The following is an 18394-nucleotide window of genomic DNA, read 5'->3' on the forward strand; positions in this document are numbered from 1 at the left end:
TGCTGATGAATCATCCGAACAGCCGCACCACGTTGCGCCCAAGCAGCCGCGCGATCGGCAGGGGCTTCTCGTCGAAAACCGTTCCGGCCAGTGCCGCAAGCGCAAGAAGGTCGCCCTGGAACAGATCGACATTTGCATCCAGCGCGACACGCAACGACGCAGCGTCGGCTATGCCTTCGACAAGCACCTTCACACCCTGATCCTGCAAGGCTGAAACGATCGGTGCAAACAGCCGCACTGTCGCGCTGTCCCGGCAAATCTCGCCGAACCATGTCTCGTCCACGCGCACGACATCCGGGCGGATCAACTCGATCTCATCGTCGCCGGCCTGCCCGACGCCATAAACGCGCAAGCCTGTCCGAATGCCCTTCCAGCGCATTTGCTCCGCGAGCTGCAAAACATGCTCCGCTTCGAACTGCATGACATTGTCGAGCTCGCAGACCAGCATATCCGGGCACAACACGGCGCATTCCGGTTCCCACGCGGCAGTCGGCAGGAAGCTCAGGAAGGTATCGAGATCGGACGATCCCGCATCGAAATCGATAAACATATCGACGTCGCCAAGGCCGATATTGCGATAGTTCCGCAGATGCAGAACCCGCAGCAGCATCTCGGCGAATTCGGCGGATGGAGAGGCCGCACCATCCCGAAACTCCTCGGCCGTCAAAGGCCGGCCGTGCAGGAAAAACGCCGGCACGGATTTGACCCCCACCGTCACCAGCGCATCATCCGAGCGCGAAAAAATCGGCTGGCAGGCGCTCTTCAGCCGAAGATCGCCCATGACGCCGATTTCGATACCCACTTCGTCGACGAAAATCGCCTCGTCGATGGCAGCCAAAAGGCCTGATGCGGATGTCATGATGGCCTCCTTCGGCCGAACTTCTTGTCCGTGCGCCGGGCACTGCGGACGGGTTTCACTAGGAGTTGCGGCTCGATGGCCGGCTCGGTCGGCGGTGCTTCCGGCAAGGGCGATGCCCCGGCCGCCACCGTTTCCGGCCGCGCCAGCACGAAACCCTGCACCATGGAAGCGCCGGATCGTTCGGCGAGGTCCAACTGCCAGCCCTCCTCGATGCCCTCGAACACGGTCATAATGCCTTGCTCGGCAAAGTTCTCGACCATGGATGTCAGCAGCGCGAAACCGGCTCCCGTTTCCATCAGCCGGGCGATCCACTGCGCGTCGAATTTCACGATGTCTGGCCGCAATTCCCGGATCCGCGTGATGTCGGACTCAGCCGCGCCATAATCGTCGATGGCAATCCTCAGACCATTTGCCCGCAGCGCCTCGACGAACGCATAAAGCACCTCCTGCGAGGCGGCCTTCTGCTCCGTCACTTCGCAGATAACGCGGTAGGGCTCGATGCCGGCCTCATGCAGCACCAGGCGCAGGTCGCGCAAAGCATTGTCGACGACGGATCGCTCGGTGAAGATGGAAGGGTCGAAATTGACGAAGATCGTGGCGTCCGCGTCCAGCCAGATCGCGGCATTCAATAAATGCAGCGTGCGCGTCAGCGTCTCGACCGCCAGTCGGTCCACGGCAGCGATCTCGTTGAAGAAAGTCGTCGGCGCCACCGGCGCGCCATCGCGCGAGGGCCGCAGCAGGCCTTCATAGGCAACGATTTCCAGCTTGCCATCACGGAAGGCAAAGATTGGCTGAAAGGCCGTTTCCAGCGTGAAAGCGCCCCACACGCCTGTAGCGGTGCCGTCATCGCCTCGGATGACGTGATTGAGGCCGACACTGCGCGACACGATGCTGCTCCGGATTGACGCCGGAGATTGCCATGCAACGTTTTATTGCGCGTTAATAAATCCATGAATCGGCCAACACGGCGATTTGTCTTGGCCATGGCCACGCAACACTTGCGATTCTCCGCACAATCCGACATGAGAAGCGCGGCTGAAAACTGGCCCATCCATGAACCGGAGATAAAACGTCATGGCCTTCCTTGCCGATGCCCTTTCACGCGTAAAGCCTTCTGCGACCATCGCGGTCACCCAGAAAGCGCGCGAGCTGAAAAATGCGGGCCGGGACGTGATAGGCCTTGGCGCGGGCGAGCCCGACTTCGATACGCCGGACAACATCAAGAATGCGGCCATCGATGCGATCCGCCGCGGCGAGACCAAGTATCCGCCGGTGTCCGGCATCGCGCCGCTGCGCGAGGCCATCGCGGCCAAGTTCAAGCGCGAGAACAATCTCGACTACAAGCCGGAGCAGACCATCGTCGGCACCGGCGGCAAGCAGATCCTGTTCAACGCCTTCATGGCGACGCTGAACCCCGGTGACGAGGTCATCATCCCTCGTCCCTACTGGGTCAGCTATCCCGAGATGGTTGCGATCTGCAACGGCACCTCGGTCTTTGCCGAGACCTCGATCGACAACGGCTTCAAGCTGACGGCCGCGGAGCTGGAAAAGGCGATCACGCCGAAGACCAAGTGGCTGCTGATGAACTCGCCGTCGAACCCGTCGGGTGCGGCCTACACCGAGGCCGAGTTGCGGGCGATCGCTGACGTCCTGCTCAAGCATCCGCATGTCTGGACGCTGACCGACGACATGTATGAGCACCTGACCTATGGCGATTTCGTCTTCAAGACCATCGCCGAGGTCGAGCCGAAACTCTACGACCGCACGCTGACCATGAACGGCGTATCGAAAGCCTATGCCATGACCGGCTGGCGCATCGGCTATGCGGCCGGTCCGATCCAGCTCATCAAGGCGATGGACATGATCCAGGGCCAGCAGACGTCGGGCGCCTGCACCATCGCGCAGTGGGCCTCGGTCGAGGCGCTGAACGGTCCGCAGGACTTCATCGCCAAGAACAAGGCGGTGTTCCAGGCGCGCCGTGATCTCGTCGTGTCGATGCTCAACCAGGCGCGCGGCATCACCTGCCCGTCCCCGGAAGGAGCCTTCTACGTCTATCCGTCCTGCGCAGGACTGATCGGCAAGAAGACGCAAGCCGGCACGGTCATCACCGACGACGCCGTCTTCACTTCCGAACTTCTGGAAGCGGAAGGCGTGGCGGTCGTGCAGGGTTCGGCCTTCGGCCTCGGCCCCAACTTCCGCATCTCCTACGCCACTTCGGAGGCGCTGCTGGAAGAAGCCTGCACGCGCATCCAGCGCTTCACCGCTTCGCTGACCTGATCGCGCATAGATCGAAAATGAAAAACCCGGCTTCGCGCCGGGTTTTTTCTTGGCCGCAAGCAGGTCGCTTCATGCTTCCTGTTTCGCTGCAGCCAATGAACGGGCTTCCGCGCGACCCAGCACAATGACGACAAGTGCTGCAATCAGAAACGAAAATATCCCGGCGACCAGCACGGCCGCGTGGAACCCGCCTGCATAAGCGGCTGTGAACAGTTCACGCAGACCGCTCTCACCCATGGCCAGGCTGGTTGTGAAATCATGCCGCGAAACCGTGGCCCGGGCGACCGTTCCAGCATCCGCAACGCCGGCCTTTGCAAGGCTCTCCGCCATCAGCGTCGTCGCGCGCATGCTCATCAAGGCACCGAGAAGCGCGATGCCGATGGCCGCCCCGCTTTGGCGCGTGGCATTGATGATCGCCGACGCCATGCCCGAGCGTTCGCGCGGTGCCGCAGACATGGCGACGGCACTCGTGGTCGGGATCGCCAGCGCATTGCCGAGACCGCCAATCGCAAACAGAAGGCCGATCGCGGCATAGGGCGTGGAAGCATCCGCCAGGCACATGCCCGTCAGGCACGCGCCGATCAGCAGATAGCCGACGCTCATCGGGGCAGTATGCCCATATCGCGCCGTCAGCCTGCCGATGGCCGGTGAAACCACCATCTGGACCAGGAACAGCGGCGCCATGCATAGGCCGGTCTGCGTCGGCGACCAGCCCTGCACCTGCTGCAGGAACAGCGAGTAGAGGAAGATGCTCGTGTAGGAGGTGAAGCCGAGCGCGAAGGACGCGACATTCGTCACCGCAAAACGGATGTCGCGAAACAGGCCAAGCGGCAGCATCGGCAGCGCCGTGCGCGCCTCGTATGTCAGGAACGCGGCCAATCCAGCCGCACCAAGAACCAGTGCCGCGATCGTTCGCATCGAGCCCCAGCCATGTTCACCGGCTTCGATGAAACCGAAGGTCAGCGCGCCCAGCCACAGCACGCTGAGCATCAGCCCTGCGATATCCAGATGAGCATGGTCGGGATGCGCCGTCTCCTCGATCGAGGCGGATCCCAGAACGAGGGTGACCAGGCCGAGCGGCAGGTTGATGAGGAAGATGCTCTGCCATCCCACGGTCTCGACCAGGATGCCGCCGAGGATCGGCCCGACGAGCAGCGAGATGGCCGCAAACGACGCCCAGCCACCGATGACCCCGGCACGCTCGCGCGGATCGGGAAAGGCCTGCACCAGGATCGACAGTGCGCCGGGAATGACCAGCGCGCCGGCTATGCCCTGCACCACCCGCCCCACCAGCAATACCGGCAGATTGGACGCGGCAGCGCAGATCAACGACCCGACGATGAAAATGGCAATTCCCGCCAGCCACGAGCGCTTGCGTCCGTAACGGTCGCCGATCAGGCCGGCAGACAGCATGAAGGCAGAGAGGCAGAGCGTATAGGCATCGACCACCCATTGCAGGCCGGCGAAATCGGTCGCCAGCGCCGCCTGCAGCGTCGGCAGGGCGACATTGACGATGCTCACATCGAGCAGGGCAACGAAAGTGCCGAGATAAACGGCGGCGACAAGGTAGGTGCGGCGACTGGACATGACGACTACAAATATGAGTTTTCAAGTCATCTATCTCACTGACCGACGGTCAGTCAATTCATATAAGTCACTTTGGAATCGTTATAAAATGCTTGTAGAGATCGACCTCATCGGGTTATCTGGTTGAGAAATCATCAGGGTGAGCATGATCGCCAACACATCAGCAACGATGCGCAAGAAGGCGCTGAAGCCGCGGACCAAGCCGGCGGAGGTGCGCCGCGACGAGATTCTTCAGGCCGCTGCGGCCCTGTTCATCGCCAAGGGTGTGGGCCCGACCACGATCGACGAGATCACCACCAGCGCCGAAGTCGCCAAGGGCACTTTCTATCTCTATTTTTCGTCGAAAGAAGATCTCGTCGCAGCCCTGCGCGAGCGCTTCGTCGAGGGATTCTGCGCACGCGTGCGAACCGCCATCGACACGTCACCGGAAGGCGACTGGAATGCCAGGTTGCGAAGCTGGGTCCATGCCGGCGTCGCCGCCTATCTGGACGACTACAAGCTGCACGACGTGGTCTTTCACGACTACCGCCCCGACCAACGGCGCATGAAGGGCGACAACCCTGTGGTTGTCGATCTTTCAGCCCTGCTCGAATGCGGATCGGATGCAGGCATCTGGTCCTTCGAAGACCCGCGCCTCACGGCAATCGTGCTGTTCCAGGGGTTGCATGGCGCCGTCGACGAGGCGATCGAGACCGGCAATCGGGACGGAAACGAGCTCGCGGCAAAGCTGTCGGCACTGTTTCTGAAAATGCTTCGGCCTTAGCCCGCTTCAGCCGGACGGCCTCAGCCGCCATACTGCTCGTCAGACACCTTCTCCAGCCAGTCGGCGGTGACGCCATCGAGCGCTTCCTGCATGGCGATGTGCGACATGGCCGTTTTTGGCCCTGCACCGTGCCAGTGCTTTTCGCCAGCAGCAAAGAAGACCGTATCGCCGGCCCTGATTTCCTTTATCGGCCCGCCCCAGCTCTGGACGCGACCGGCACCGGAAACGACATGAAGCGTTTGGCCAAGCGGATGCGTATGCCAGGCAGTCCGAGCGCCCGGCTCGAAATTCACCAGAACGGTGCGCAGTCGCGCCGGCTCTTCCGGCTCCATCATCAGGGGCGTCTGGAGAACACGTCCGGTGAAGTAGTTCTCCGGAGCGGTTACCGTCGGCACGCTGCCGCAAGCGATGATCTTCATGGTCGGGTACTCCTTCGTCTACGCGAATGCCTAAAACAAACCGCCCGCTCCCTTTCGCGGAAGCGGGCGGCACTGTTGCTCTTTATCATCCTGAGCGCAATGAGCCACATTGCCGGCCTTGTCGTCCGCCGAACCGTCGTCATCCCGGGCGACCGCAGCGAAGCGAAGGGAGACCCGGGAACCATTGACCAGCACAGCCCAGCTTCCGGGACGACGGCATCTTGCGCCGCCGATCGATCAACTCAGTAGGCAGGCGGCGTTAAGCATCCCGTTTTTCTCATGCGTTCAGCCAGCACTTGGTCAGGGCATGACTGCCCATCAATTCGCCGTTCGGATCATCGACCCAGCCGCCCACCTTGTCACTGGTGGCATCGACATAGTTGTTGAACATCGGCACGATCACCCCGCCCTCGTCGCGCAGCATGACACCGGCGTCGCGGTACATCTGCTTGCGCTTGGCCTGATCGAGTTCGGCGCGCGCGCCGAGGATCAGCTTGTCGAAATCGTCGCGGAAGAAGCGCGTGTCGTTCCATTCGGCATTCTTGAGATAGGCGATCGAATAGACCTGGTCCTGCGTCGGCCGCCCCGTCCAGTAGGACATCGAGAAGGGTTGCTTGTTCCAGGTTTCAGACCAGTAACCATCGCCCGGCTCGCGCCTGACCTCGATGGTGATGCCGGCCTTGGCGGCACTCTGCTGGTAGAGCTGCGCCGCATCGACAGCACCCGGAAACGCCACGTCGGAGGTGCGCAGCAGCACTGCGCCATCATGGCCGGATTTCTTGAAGTGGAACGCCGCCTTGTCGGGATCGTATTTGCGCTGCTCGATGTCGTCGGAGAACAGCGCATAGGCTGCCGTCACCGGCATGTCGTTGCCGACCGAGCCGTAGCCGCCGAGAATCTTCTGCACCATCTCCTCGCGGTCGACGGCGTATTTCAGCGCGAGCCTGAGATCGTTGTTGTCGAAGGGCGCGGTATTGCAATGGGCGATGAAGACATAGTGCCCCTTGCCCGGCACGTTGCGGATTTCCACGCCCGGCACGCGCTTGACCAGCTCGACGATCTTGGGCTCGACGCGGTTGATCATATGCACCTGCCCGCCCTGCAGGGCAGACGTGCGCGCGGTGGCATCGTTGATCACAATGATCTCGATCTGGTCGGCATGGCCGCGCTTGTCCGAACCCCAATAGCCCTTGTGAAGCTCGCCGACATGGCGAACGCCGGGTTCGTTGACGGCCACCTTGTAAGGCCCGGTGCCGATGCCCTCGGTCGGGTTGTCCTTGCCGCCATTCGGCTGGATCATCAGATGATAGTCGCCGACGACATAGGGCAGATCGGCATTCGGCTCCTTCAGCACGATGACGACATTGTCGCCGTCAGCCTTCACGGTCTCGAAGCTGCTGACGAAAGCCAGCGCCGCCGATTTCGAATTGGCGTCGGCATGGCGCTCCAGCGTCGCGACGATATCGGCCGGCGTCAGGTCCTTGCCATTGTGGAAGGTCACGCCCTTGCGGATTTTGAAGGTCCAGGTCTTGGCGTCGTCGGAGGCGTGATACTCCTCTGCCAGCCGCGGCTCGATCTCGCCGGTCGGCGACACTTCCAGCATCTGCTCGCCCCAGCAGCGCCCGAACGTGTAGGGCACCTGGCTTGCCCAGGTCGCGGGATCAAGGCTGTCGGTGGCAGCCCCGCCGACGAGGCCGCCCTTCAACTGGCCGCCCTTGACCGGGCCTTCGGCCCGCGCGGCACCCGCAAGCAGCGAATTGGCAAACGTCGCGGTGACGCCGAGCGCTGCCGCACGGCCGAGAAAATCACGGCGCGAGAGCCGCCCGCGAATGACATGATGGCTCAGGAATTTCAGTTCATCGGACATGGCAGAAAATTTCCTCCAGCACCGTTTGACGGTTGTTGCATTCCCCAAGGGGATATTGGCCGGACCACCAATCAGGTCACGGAGCCGAATGCGACATTTGATGGCGCAATTGGCATGGCGCTTCTCCAATCCCCTTGCCCTCGGCCCGTCGCCATGTGACGATGGCCTTTCGACGGGACAAGCCTGTCCCGCCGCGCGACGGCCGGGAGGAGGCCGGCCGCCGCCTCGGTGTCAACACGTGAGGAGGAGGTCGCCAGACCATGGGAAATCGCGCCGGAGGAAGACGCACGGGACCGAAATGCATTGCCATCGTCGGTCCCTTTGCAAGCGGAAAAACAACCCTTCTTGAAGCCATACTTGCCCGAACGGGCACCATAGCCCGCCAGAACCCGGTCTCATCGGGAAACACCGTCTCAGATCATTCCGCCGAAGCGCGGGCACACGCCATGAGCGTCGAGGCGACCTTCGCCACCACCGAGTTCATGGGCGACAGCCTGACCTTCGTCGATTGTCCCGGCTCGATCGAATTCGCCTTCGAGGCCGAACCGGTGCTTGCCGCCTGCGACCTTGCCGTCGTTGTCGCGGAAGCCGACGAGAAGAAGATACCCGCCCTGCAGCTCATCATGCGCAAGCTCGATGAACTCGGCGTGCCGCGCATCCTATTCCTCAACAAGGTCGACAAGGCGATCGCCGGCGTGCGCGAAACGCTGAAGATGCTGCAGCCGGCAAGCACCGCGCCGCTGCTGCTGCGCCAGATACCGCTGCGCAAGGACAACATCGTCATCGGCTCGATCGATCTGGCGCTGGAGCGCGCCTACATCTACCGCGAATATGCCGAGAGCGAGGTCGCCGAGATTCCCGGCGACGAGAAGGCGCGCGAGCTCGAGGCGCGTTTCTCCATGCTGGAAACGCTGGCCGACCATGACGACCAGTTGATGGAGCAGTTGCTCGAAGAGATCGAGCCGCCCAAGGATGCCGTCTTCGACGACCTTTCGGCCGACCTGCGCGACGGCTCCGTCACCCCGGTGCTGATCGGCACCGCCGAGAAGGGCAATGGCGTGCTGCGTCTCCTGAAGGCGATCCGCCACGATGCGCCCGACATCGAGGCGACGCGCAAACGGCTCGGCGCACCTGATGGTGCTGCAACGCTCGTCCAGGTGATGAAGACAGTTCACACCGCCCATGGCGGCAAGCTGTCCGTCGCGCGCATCCTGTCCGGCAGCGTCGCCGACGGCACCGAACTGTTCGGGCAAGGCGGCGACAGCGCCAAGGTGTCCGGCATCTACCGGATGCTCGGAAAGGACCAGGCCAAGCAGCCCTCGGCCAAGGCCGGCGACACGGTAGCGCTCGGCAAGCTCGATGGCGTGCGCACCGGCCAGACGCTGACCTCGGCCAAGGGCGGCATCGCGCCCCTCATCGCCTTCGAGGCGCCGCAGCCGGTCTATGCCTTTGCGCTGCGCCCGAAGGAGCGCAAGGACGAGGTGAAGATGTCGGCGGCAATCCAGCGCCTCGCCGAGGAAGACCCCTCGCTCGGCCTGCGCCACCAGCAGGATTCGAGCGAGACGGTCCTGTCCGGCCATGGCGAAATGCATCTGCGCGTCACGGTAGAGCGGCTGGAAGGCAAGAACCAGATCGCGGTCGAAGGCCACACGCCAGCCGTGCCCTATCGCGAGACGATCCGCAAAGGCGTCCAGCAGCGCGGCCGCCACAAGAAACAGTCGGGCGGCCATGGCCAGTTCGGCGATGTGGTGGTCGAGATAAAACCCCTGCCCCGCGGCTCAGGCTTCCAGTTCACCGATACGATCACCGGCGGCGTGGTGCCCAAGACCTACATCCAGTCGGTCGAGACCGGCGTTCGCGACTATCTGAAATCCGGCCCGCTCGGCTTTCCGGTCGTGGATGTCGCGGTCAATCTCTCCGACGGCTCCTACCATGCGGTCGATTCCTCCGACATGGCCTTCCAGATGGCGGCCAAGCTCGCCATGAAGGAAGGCATGGCCGCCTGCTCGCCGGTGCTGCTCGAACCCGTGATGAAGGTGGAGATCTTCACGCCTTCGGATGCGACAGCCAAGATCACCGGCATCGTGCCGCAGCGGCGCGGCCAGATTCTCGGCTATGACGCACGGCCGGGCTGGCCGGGCTGGGATGTCGTTGAAGCAACCATGCCGCAGGCTGAGATCAGCGACCTCATCATCGAACTGCGCTCGGCCACTGCCGGCGTTGCCAGCTACCGCGCCGGTTTCGACCACATGGCCGAACTGACCGGCAGGCTGGCGGACGAGGCGATGAACGCCAACGGCAAGGCCGCATAGATCAACGATGAAAAGCAAAACGGCGCCTGGACCAACATCCAGACGCCGCCTTTGCGGACCGTACCGCCCATGGGGAGTGGGTGGGGAGGAAAAGCGGCACGTCAGGTCCGCCGCAACACTTTCCGATACATATGCGCTACGAAACACGCAGCGAGAAACTGGCTGGACGCGACGGCTGCCTAAGCCCTGGTCCGGCCGAGTGATGCCCCCATCTCCCGACGGCCCAACGCCGCGTCCTAAGCAATGCCTAGCAAATTCGAAACCCGTGCGGCACGTTACCCGAGGTTACATGTCACTGTTACGCCGCCCGGCCCTTTTCACAGCAAGGATGCCGATGCGTCATGTTACGCGTCATATGCGCTCCCATACAGCGAAGGTAACGCAACGAGCCTGCCTGCGTGTTCACAAACACGAGAGCAACGTTCTCGAAATCAGGAGAGCGGCAGCGTGTTTCATTCAGTGCTGAAGGATAAGGCCCGCGGGAAACCGACGGTGCATCTGGTCCACTCCTGGAAGCAGATATCGCGGACCGGCCGGCTGACGACAGGCAACAAAAAAGCCGGATCTGAAAGACCCGGCTGAGTTTGATTGGAAGTGCCGATTAAGGCTAAACCTCCAGAGGGGAACACTCTCGGGCGCTAATGGGAGGAGGAACGCGCCCAGGAGATGATTGTTATATGCGCCTCTCCTGCCCATAAAACAAGCAAAAACCTTGCAAGGCTGCCATGCAAAATGACGCAGGCTGTGGTCCAATCGCCGGGGCGAAGGCATAGGACCAAGGGAATCCAAGGAGAAAGCAGCCACGCCCGTTTGTTTTCTTGGTTCCGTAGACTTGCAGTCTGAAGAGGAAAAGCTGAGACTTACTGCCTATTTTATAGCCACCAGACAAAAGGGATTAAGTTTTACGCATGCGCAAGCCATCCGCGATTGCAGGCAGTGTGCTCTTCCTGATCCTGGCTCCAGGTGTCGTGGCCGGGCTGCTGCCATGGCTGCTCACCGACCGCTATGGCCTGCCGTTCTCTTCCATTGCCGGTTTCGTTGCAGCGGGATCGCTGCTCGTCATTGCCGGACTGGCAGTGCTGCTCCACGCATTTACCCGCTTTGCACTCGAAGGATCAGGCACGCCTGCCCCCGTCGCGCCGACCGAGAAATTGGTTGTTGGCGGCATCTACCGTTATGTCCGAAACCCGATGTATGTCGCCGTGCTGTCGATCATCCTTGGACAGGCCCTTATCTTCGCGCACTGGCCGGTCGCCCTATATGCCTGCGTCGCCGGCGCGGCCATGTTCGCCTTCGTCAAAACCTACGAAGAGCCGACGCTGGCGCGCCGCTATGGCGCCTCATACGAAGCCTACCGCCGCGCGGTTCCCGGCTGGTGGCCGCGCTTCACACCATGGAGAGATAGATAGAAAATTAGAAGGACCAGCTTCGCGCCTTGGCAATGACGAAGTCGCGGAAGACATGCAGCTTGGCCTGGTTCTTCATCGCGTCCGGATAAGCCAGATAAGTGTCGAAGGATGGCACCTCGGTCTGCGGCAGCACCTGGACCAGTTCGGTGTCCTTGTTCACCAGATAGTCCGGCAGCATGGCGATGCCCGCCCCCGTCTGCACCGCCCGCCTGATCGACAGCAGATCGTTGATCTGCAGATTGGCCACGCGCTGCCCGCCTTCGAAATCGCCGACGGTCTCCAGCCAGTTCAACTCGCTCAGATGCGTCGGCACCGGCAGTCCGAAAGTCACGATGCGATGGTTCTTCAGCTCAGCCATCGTGTCCGGCTTGCCGTATTTGTTGATATAGGCCGGCGAGGCGTAGAGGTGGAAATGCACGGTGAACAGCCGGCGCTGGATCAGGTCCGGCTGCTGCGGCTGCCTCAGCCTGATTGCGCAATCGGCCTGCCGCATGGTCAGGTCCAGTTCCTCGTTGGCGAGGATCAGCTGCAGGTGGATTTCGGGATAGAGTTCGAGGAACTCCTGCACCCGCTCCGTCAGCCAGCCGGCGCCGAGCCCGACGGTGGTCGTCACGCGAAGCACGCCGGATGGCCGGTCCTTGGCCTCGGTCAGCCGGGTCTTGATCGACTCCAGCTTCATCAGCACGTCATGCGCCGTGCGAAACAGCATCTCGCCCTGTTCGGTCAGCACCAGCCCGCGCGCATGGCGATGAAACAGCGGCACGCCGACATCGTGCTCCAGCGCGCTCACCTGCCGCGAGATCGCCGATTGCGAAAGACGCAATGTCTCGGCCGCATGTGTGAACGAACCCGCCTCCGCTGCGGCGTGAAACACGCGTAGCTTATCCCAATCCAGTGCCATGGTTCCCCTCGTTCCGCCGGCCCTTATTTATACTCCCGAAGTTGCAGGCTTTTGGACAAGAATGCGTCAAAACAACGATTTAGACAGCGATCCTGATTCAATCCACAAACATTGGGGCCGGTCTTCTGCTTATTCCGCCGCTTCTCTGTGCACCTCGATGCCCGCCAGATACTTTTCCGCTTCCAGTGCTGCCATGCAGCCAAGCCCGGCGGCCGTCACCGCCTGGCGATAGACATCGTCGGTCACGTCGCCCGCCGCAAACACGCCCGGCACGTCGGTGCGCGTCGAATCGGGCGCGGTCCACAGATAGCCGTTCGGCTTCTGCTTGAGCTTGCCAACGAACAGCTCCACCGCCGGCGCATGGCCGATCGCCACGAACACGCCGTCGACCTTCAAATGGCTTTCCTCGCCGGTCACGGCGTTGCGAAGCTTCAACCCGTCGGCCGAAGGCGGCATCGGCGCCTTGCCCGGCTGTCCGGTGATCTCATCGACGACCGTGTCCCAGATGACCTTGATATTGTCCTTGGCAAACAGCCTGTCGCGCAGGATGCGTTCGGCGCGGAAATCGTTGCGCCGGTGGATGACCGTCACGCTCTTGGCCAGATTGGACAGATAGAGCGCTTCCTCGACCGCCGAATTGCCGCCGCCGATCACCGCGACATCCTTGCCGCGATAGAAGAAACCGTCGCAGGTCGCGCAAGCCGAAACGCCGAAGCCCATATAGGTCTGCTCGCTCGGAATGCCGAGCCATTTGGCCTGCGCGCCGGTGGCGATGACCAGCGCGTCGCAGGTATATTCCGTTCCCGAATCGCTCTTCAGCCGGAACGGCCGCACGTCGAGATTGACCTCGGTGATCAAGTCGTTGACGATCTCGGTGCCGACATGCTCGGCCTGCTTCAGCATCTGCTCCATCAGCCACGGCCCCTGGATCGGATCGCCGAAGCCCGGATAGTTTTCGACATCGGTGGTGATCATCAGCTGGCCGCCCTGCTGCATGCCTGCGACCAGCACCGGCTTGAGCATGGCGCGGGCGGCATAGATCGCGGCCGTATATCCAGCCGGACCGGAACCGATGATGAGAACAGGCGCGTGTTTGGTCGTCATGGGACAGCCTTCGTAAACTGGAAGCGGCAGAGCGATTTCAACGAAATATTTGCCGTTAATCTAGGTGTTGCCGGGTGTGGCAGCAAGGCAACGAATCGATAGTCCCCGGAAAGCTTTGCCTCGCGGCCGTTCGTGCCTGCCGTTTCGGCGTCGACCTGCCGGGAAAATTTCCTTCGTCCGGGGCCTGACGGAACCAATCTTATAGTTTAATTACACGATCGCGACAGATTCTTGCGCCCAATGCACCGAAAGGACAATGATGCCTCTCAAGGCCGATCTCGACGCCATCGACTGGAAAATCCTGCGCGAGTTGCAGGATGAGGGCCGCATGACCAACGTCGAATTGTCGCGGCGCGTCGGCATCTCGGCTCCCCCCTGCCTGCGGCGGGTGAAGCGGCTGGAAGATTCGGGCATCATCCGCGGCTATCGCGCTCTGCTCAACAGCCCCGCACTTGGGCTCGATGTCGTCGCCTTCTGCCTTGTCGGCCTGCATCATCATGCCGAGGTCGAGCTGAAATCCTTCGCCGACCGCACCCGGCTCTGGCCCATCGTGCGCCAGGCCTGGATGGTCTCGGGCGATTCGGACTTCCTTCTCCATTGCGTCGCCAGCGACCTCGCCGCGTTCCAGGCTTTCGTCATCGAGGATCTCACCTCGACGCCCAATGTCGACACCGTGCGCACCGCACTCACCATCCGCCAGGTCAAGGACGAGGGCGTGGTGGCGATCGGCGATCGGACTTAAGTGCCTCTCATGCCGTCCGCTCCGTCAAAACGCATGGTTATCCTCGGCAACGGCCCGCTGTCGCGCGACTTTTCCGCCGAGATCGATGCTGCCGATTTCGTCATCCGCTTCAACGAGCCGAAATCCTCGATCGGCATGAGCGGCGTCCGCACCGACCGGCTGATCATGGCCAATTCCGGCAAGCCGATGCAGCGCCGGCTCGAGGATCCCGCGCTGATCGAATCGCCGATCTTCCGCGCGACGAAGGAGCTGATGTTTGCCTATCACCCGCACATCATCGCGCGCTACTTCCGCCGGCCCAACATCCTGTCGCAACTGAAAGGCCGCCGCACCGACTGGACCTTGCCCGCGATCGAGAAATTCGGCGCCGCCGGCAAGGAAATCCGCATCATGCCGCCGCAATTCTACATGGAGGGCTGCCGCATCCTCGGCGTTCCAGCCGACAAGATGCATGAAGTGTTTCCCAGCACCGGCTTTTTCGGTATCTGGCATGCGCTTGAGCATTATTCTGCCCAAGAGTGGCGTATAGAGGTCTGCGGCTTTACATGGCAGGGATGGCAACGTCATGCCTGGGCCGACGAGCGGCGCTGGGTTGGCGAACAGGTCGACCAGGGCCGCATTGTCCTCATCGACGAGGGCGTCAATTAGAGTTTTGTGGACGCAAATCTAAGTAGCCCCACATCGAGAAAGGAAACGGACAAGCAAATGAGTGAAGCATTGAGAATCTTCATTGGCTGGGATTCCCGCGAACCGATCGCTTATGAGGTCGCCAAAGCGACAGCCTTGAAAAACTCCTCCATTCCGCTGGATATCCAGCCGATCAAGCTCGACGATCTCGTCGCCAAGGGCTTGTATTCGCGCGACATCGATCCGCTGGCCTCGACCGAATTCACCTATTCCCGCTTCTTCACGCCGCATCTTGCCGGCTATGAAGGCTGGGCGCTTTTCTGCGACTGCGACTTCCTGTTCTTCGGCGATCTCGCCGACCTGCGGAACTATCAGGACCCGTCCAAGGCGGTTCTGTGCGCCAAGCACGACTATCAGCCCAAGGATGGCGTGAAGATGGATGGCAAGGTGCAGACCAGCTATCCGCGCAAGAACTGGTCGTCCTTCATGTTCTTCAACAGCGCGCATCCTTCGACGCGCCAGCTGACCCCGGAATTGATCAACAGCCAGACCGGCGCCTATCTGCACCGCATGCAGTGGGCAGCCGACGACGAGATCGGCGACCTGCCGATCGAATGGAACTGGCTCGAAGGCTGGAACGAAAAGCCGGCCAAGGGCCTGCCCAAGGCCGTCCACTTCACGAGCGGCGGCCCATGGTTCAAGGACTGGCAGGACGTCGACTATGGCGACGAGTGGCGCACTGAAGCGCTGAAGATCGACCCGGCCTTCAAGCCGATCTGATCCTCGGCAGACTACAAAGAAACGGGCGTCCCCATACGGGCGCCCGTTTTGTTTTTGACGCATGATCTTGTCCGAAAAGTCTGCAACTTTTCGGGATCATGCTCTAACGACTGGCGAGCTTGCGCTTTTCGACGATCGCCCTGAGCGCCAGGCGATACCAAGCCCGCTTGATCTCGCGCGAAATCACCTCGCTCAGCGGCTTCGACTTTTTCTGCACGACCGTTCCGCCGAGCAGATGATCGATCTGGCGGATGCAGACGGGCGACACGGCAAGAATGCGCGCCTTGGTCAGCCAGCGCATCTGGATGGTCGTATCGACCGGGCGGTCGAAAATCTCGGTCGCTTTCAGCAATTCTGCGGCCGCATCACGCCCGACAAGCTGCATCTGCATGCCGAGCCCGACATGATCCGGCTCGACCAGCATGGCACCGGTCCAGCCGGCGACCTGCCGGCCCTTGTCGGTGTGGCTGCGATAGGGAAAGCGGATGTAGTCGCCGGGCTTGATCGTCTTCAGCGCCATGGTCAGCGCCTCGCGAAAACCTTCGCCCTCCGGCTGGACATCGTCCTCGACGATCAAGCCGGCATCGAGCCCGCGATCGACGATCTCCTGCCATGCCTTGCGGTGCGACAGGAAACATCCGACCTCGGCGGCACGAAGCTCGAACGGGTAGCGCGGGCGATGGACGTTGCGGCGATAGACGGCGTCGATGTCGCTCTCGCTCAGCTTCAGCCCATCGACCGCATCAATGACATTCACCGTCAACGGAAGCGTGGCCTTCAGCGCCTCGACCTGCGGCCGCCGCCCTTCGGCACGCTGAAGATGGATGATGAAGGCCTCGGCGTTCATCGCATGGCCCAGACATGGTCGTAGACGCGGCGCACGCCCTCGGCCTCGCGCTCGAGCGGAAACCGCGCCCGGACTTCGGCCAGCGCATTGATGCCATGTGTTTCGGTCAAAGCCGGATCGGCAAGATACGGCCGGATCGCCTCGCGCAGCGCATTGCCGTCGCCGGCCGGCACAAGCGCGCCGGTCTCGCCCTGCACGATCATCTCGGCATAGGCACCCGCATCGCTCGCCACCACCGCCGTCTGCGAGGCCATCGCCTCCAGCGGCGTCAGCCCGAAACCTTCATTGCGCGACGGCGCGACATAGAGCGAGACGCGGCGATACCACGGCTTGATGTCGTCCACCTCGCCGAGAAACCGGATGCGGTCGGTAAGTCCAGCCTTGGCGATACGTTCCTTGAGTTCGTCGGCAAACGCCTTGTGTTCCGCCGTGACGCGGCCGGTTATCACCGCCGTCCAGTCCGGATGATGCGGCAGCAGCCCTATCATCGCATCCACGAACAGGTCGGTGCCCTTCTGGTGCCGCACGCGCCCGAAGCAGCCGACGGCGTATTTGCCGGGCAAGCCGGAGGCCGCAAACGCGTCGTCGTCGCCCGCTGGAGGACGGAACACATCGAGGTCGACGCCATGCATGACAACGGTATGGGGAACTTTCAAAAAACTTGCCGACTTCTCACCGGTGGCGATCACGGCATCCATCTGCCGGATCAGCCATTTGGTGAAAGGCCGGTGGTCGCGTTGCGCAGCCGAGGTGAAGACGAGTTTCAAAGGCGCGCGCAGCACATCCCGCAGCAGCAGACCCGCGACCATTTCCGTATTGCGGCGCGCATGCCAGATGCGATCCCGACCCGATTTCGGGCGTTTCTTCAGGCTGGAAAGCTGCCACCAGCGCATCTTGGGCAGGCTATCAGGCAGGCCGGGACCGATCGTGACGATGCCCAGCGTGCGTGCCTGCACCGGCACCAGCTGGATGATCGTGCTGGTCACACCGGAAAGGCGCTGCTTGAGATTGGGAGCGATGACCTCAACGGTCGACATGTCGGGCACAGCCGAGCGTCCGGCGGCAGCCGATGGGGCTGCCGCTGCACCCTTGGCGTTCATCCGTTTATCCTCAGATAAACTGGACTGCGACAACCTCATAGCCACGTGGCCCGCCGGGCGCATTGACCTCGATGGTTTCGCCGACTTCCTTGCCGATCAGCGCCCGCGCGATCGGTGAGGAGATGGAGATGCGGCCAGACTTAACGTCAGCCTCCTGGTCGCCGACGATCTGGTAGGTCTTTTCCTCTTCGGTATCCTCATCGACCAGCCGAACGGTGGCGCCAAACTTGATCTTGTCGCCGGACAGCTTGGAGATATCGATGACTTCGGCGCGCGCGATCAGGTCTTCAAGTTCGTTGACCCGGCCTTCATTCAGGCTCTGCGACTCCTTGGCGGCATGATATTCGGCGTTTTCCGAAAGGTCGCCATGCGAGCGCGCCTCCGAGATTGCCTCGATGATGCGCGGACGCTCGTCCTGTTGGCGCCACCGCAGCTCTTCCTTCAGCGTTGCGAATCCGGCGGCGGTCATCGGGACCTTGTTCATTTCAATCGGCCTTTCCTCAATTCACTCGCCTCCAATCCATCCCTGAAAACATGCGGGCGAGCACAAAAAGAAAACGGTCCGGCAGCCTTGGCCACAGGAACCGTCCATACAGTTCCATTTAATATAGCGATCTTCTCGCGTTTTTCACGTCAAAAAAAGAACCCGGCAAAATTCTTGTGCCGGCAGGCGCTCCTTTCGCGGTTCTCCGGGCACCGGCACCTCACGCGGAACTCACCGGCTTGTGATCGCCAAGCTGCAATGTTTACCCGACGCCGCGTCGGCACGCCTTGCCTCGCATTCGTCTTCCCCTACCTTG

17 protein-coding genes are annotated in these 18394 nt (G+C 61.9%); 7 read left to right on the forward strand and 10 right to left on the reverse strand.

The window, feature by feature from the left end; all coding sequences use genetic code 11:
* Positions 1 to 10 precede the first annotated feature (10 nt).
* Together BM413_RS10950 and BM413_RS10955 are read right to left on the reverse strand one after the other, a co-directional pair.
* The gene (locus tag BM413_RS10950) at positions 11 to 859 is read right to left on the reverse strand and encodes an EAL domain-containing protein (RefSeq protein ID WP_091913217.1); all 849 of its coding nucleotides are present in this window, start codon (positions 857 to 859) and stop codon (positions 11 to 13) included.
* Complete coding sequence (locus BM413_RS10955; protein ID WP_091913219.1) at positions 856 to 1746, reverse strand: EAL domain-containing protein; 891 nt, start codon at positions 1744 to 1746, stop codon at positions 856 to 858. Before BM413_RS10955 ends, BM413_RS10950 begins: the two co-directional genes overlap by 4 nt.
* Positions 1747 to 1933: 187 nt before the next feature.
* On the opposite strand from BM413_RS10955, the gene BM413_RS10960 reads away from it, so the two are divergent.
* Positions 1934 to 3136: a pyridoxal phosphate-dependent aminotransferase gene (locus BM413_RS10960; RefSeq protein WP_091913221.1), complete on the forward strand. Its 1203-nt coding sequence runs from the start codon at positions 1934 to 1936 to the stop codon at positions 3134 to 3136.
* A 69-nt stretch (positions 3137 to 3205) separates the two neighbouring features.
* Here the strand turns inward: BM413_RS10960 and BM413_RS10965 are convergent, their stop codons facing one another.
* Complete coding sequence (locus tag BM413_RS10965; protein WP_091913223.1) at positions 3206 to 4723, reverse strand: DHA2 family efflux MFS transporter permease subunit; 1518 nt, start codon at positions 4721 to 4723, stop codon at positions 3206 to 3208.
* A gap of 145 nt (positions 4724 to 4868) precedes the next feature.
* Between BM413_RS10965 and BM413_RS10970 the strand changes: the two genes are divergently transcribed.
* The gene (locus BM413_RS10970; protein WP_091913225.1) at positions 4869 to 5486 is read left to right on the forward strand and encodes a TetR/AcrR family transcriptional regulator; all 618 of its coding nucleotides are present in this window, start codon (positions 4869 to 4871) and stop codon (positions 5484 to 5486) included.
* A 20-nt stretch (positions 5487 to 5506) separates the two neighbouring features.
* On the opposite strand, the gene BM413_RS10975 is transcribed toward BM413_RS10970, so the two are convergent.
* Complete coding sequence (locus BM413_RS10975) at positions 5507 to 5905, reverse strand: (R)-mandelonitrile lyase (protein ID WP_091913227.1); 399 nt, start codon at positions 5903 to 5905, stop codon at positions 5507 to 5509.
* A gap of 277 nt (positions 5906 to 6182) precedes the next feature.
* The gene (locus BM413_RS10980; protein ID WP_091913229.1) at positions 6183 to 7772 is read right to left on the reverse strand and encodes an ABC transporter substrate-binding protein; all 1590 of its coding nucleotides are present in this window, start codon (positions 7770 to 7772) and stop codon (positions 6183 to 6185) included.
* A gap of 260 nt (positions 7773 to 8032) precedes the next feature.
* Between BM413_RS10980 and BM413_RS10985 the strand changes: the two genes are divergently transcribed.
* Positions 8033 to 10084, forward strand: coding sequence for an elongation factor G (locus tag BM413_RS10985; protein ID WP_091913231.1), 2052 nt, complete (start codon positions 8033 to 8035; stop codon positions 10082 to 10084).
* A 908-nt stretch (positions 10085 to 10992) separates the two neighbouring features.
* Positions 10993 to 11493, forward strand: a complete 501-nt coding sequence (locus BM413_RS10990; RefSeq protein WP_091913232.1) for a methyltransferase family protein — start codon at positions 10993 to 10995, stop codon at positions 11491 to 11493.
* A gap of 4 nt (positions 11494 to 11497) precedes the next feature.
* Here the strand turns inward: BM413_RS10990 and BM413_RS10995 are convergent, their stop codons facing one another.
* Together BM413_RS10995 and trxB are read right to left on the reverse strand one after the other, a co-directional pair.
* The gene (locus BM413_RS10995; RefSeq protein WP_091913234.1) at positions 11498 to 12394 is read right to left on the reverse strand and encodes a LysR family transcriptional regulator; all 897 of its coding nucleotides are present in this window, start codon (positions 12392 to 12394) and stop codon (positions 11498 to 11500) included.
* Positions 12395 to 12523: 129 nt separating this feature from the next.
* Complete coding sequence (trxB, locus tag BM413_RS11000) at positions 12524 to 13498, reverse strand: thioredoxin-disulfide reductase (protein ID WP_091913236.1); 975 nt, start codon at positions 13496 to 13498, stop codon at positions 12524 to 12526.
* A 259-nt stretch (positions 13499 to 13757) separates the two neighbouring features.
* Between trxB and BM413_RS11005 the strand changes: the two genes are divergently transcribed.
* From BM413_RS11005 to BM413_RS11015, 3 genes are read left to right on the forward strand one after another with little or no spacing between them, the layout of a single operon-like run.
* Positions 13758 to 14240: an Lrp/AsnC family transcriptional regulator gene (locus BM413_RS11005; protein WP_091913399.1), complete on the forward strand. Its 483-nt coding sequence runs from the start codon at positions 13758 to 13760 to the stop codon at positions 14238 to 14240.
* Positions 14241 to 14249: 9 nt separating this feature from the next.
* The gene (locus BM413_RS11010; RefSeq protein ID WP_091913238.1) at positions 14250 to 14888 is read left to right on the forward strand and encodes a hypothetical protein; all 639 of its coding nucleotides are present in this window, start codon (positions 14250 to 14252) and stop codon (positions 14886 to 14888) included.
* Between the two features lie 57 nt (positions 14889 to 14945).
* Complete coding sequence (locus tag BM413_RS11015) at positions 14946 to 15647, forward strand: glycosyltransferase (protein ID WP_091913240.1); 702 nt, start codon at positions 14946 to 14948, stop codon at positions 15645 to 15647.
* 103 nt (positions 15648 to 15750) lie between these two features.
* On the opposite strand, the gene BM413_RS11020 is transcribed toward BM413_RS11015, so the two are convergent.
* The 3 genes from BM413_RS11020 to greA form a co-directional block, all read right to left on the reverse strand.
* Positions 15751 to 16494, reverse strand: coding sequence for a glycosyltransferase family 25 protein (locus BM413_RS11020; protein ID WP_091913242.1), 744 nt, complete (start codon positions 16492 to 16494; stop codon positions 15751 to 15753).
* Positions 16491 to 17540, reverse strand: a complete 1050-nt coding sequence (locus BM413_RS11025; RefSeq protein WP_091913400.1) for a glycosyltransferase family 4 protein — start codon at positions 17538 to 17540, stop codon at positions 16491 to 16493. Before BM413_RS11025 ends, BM413_RS11020 begins: the two co-directional genes overlap by 4 nt.
* Positions 17541 to 17604: 64 nt before the next feature.
* A complete protein-coding gene (greA, locus tag BM413_RS11030; protein WP_091913244.1) occupies positions 17605 to 18078 on the reverse strand; it encodes a transcription elongation factor GreA in 474 nt (157 codons plus the stop codon).
* Positions 18079 to 18394 lie beyond the last annotated feature (316 nt).

It is taken from the genome of Mesorhizobium sp. YR577 (assembly GCF_900116595.1).
Lineage (GTDB): Bacteria > Pseudomonadota > Alphaproteobacteria > Rhizobiales > Rhizobiaceae > Mesorhizobium_M.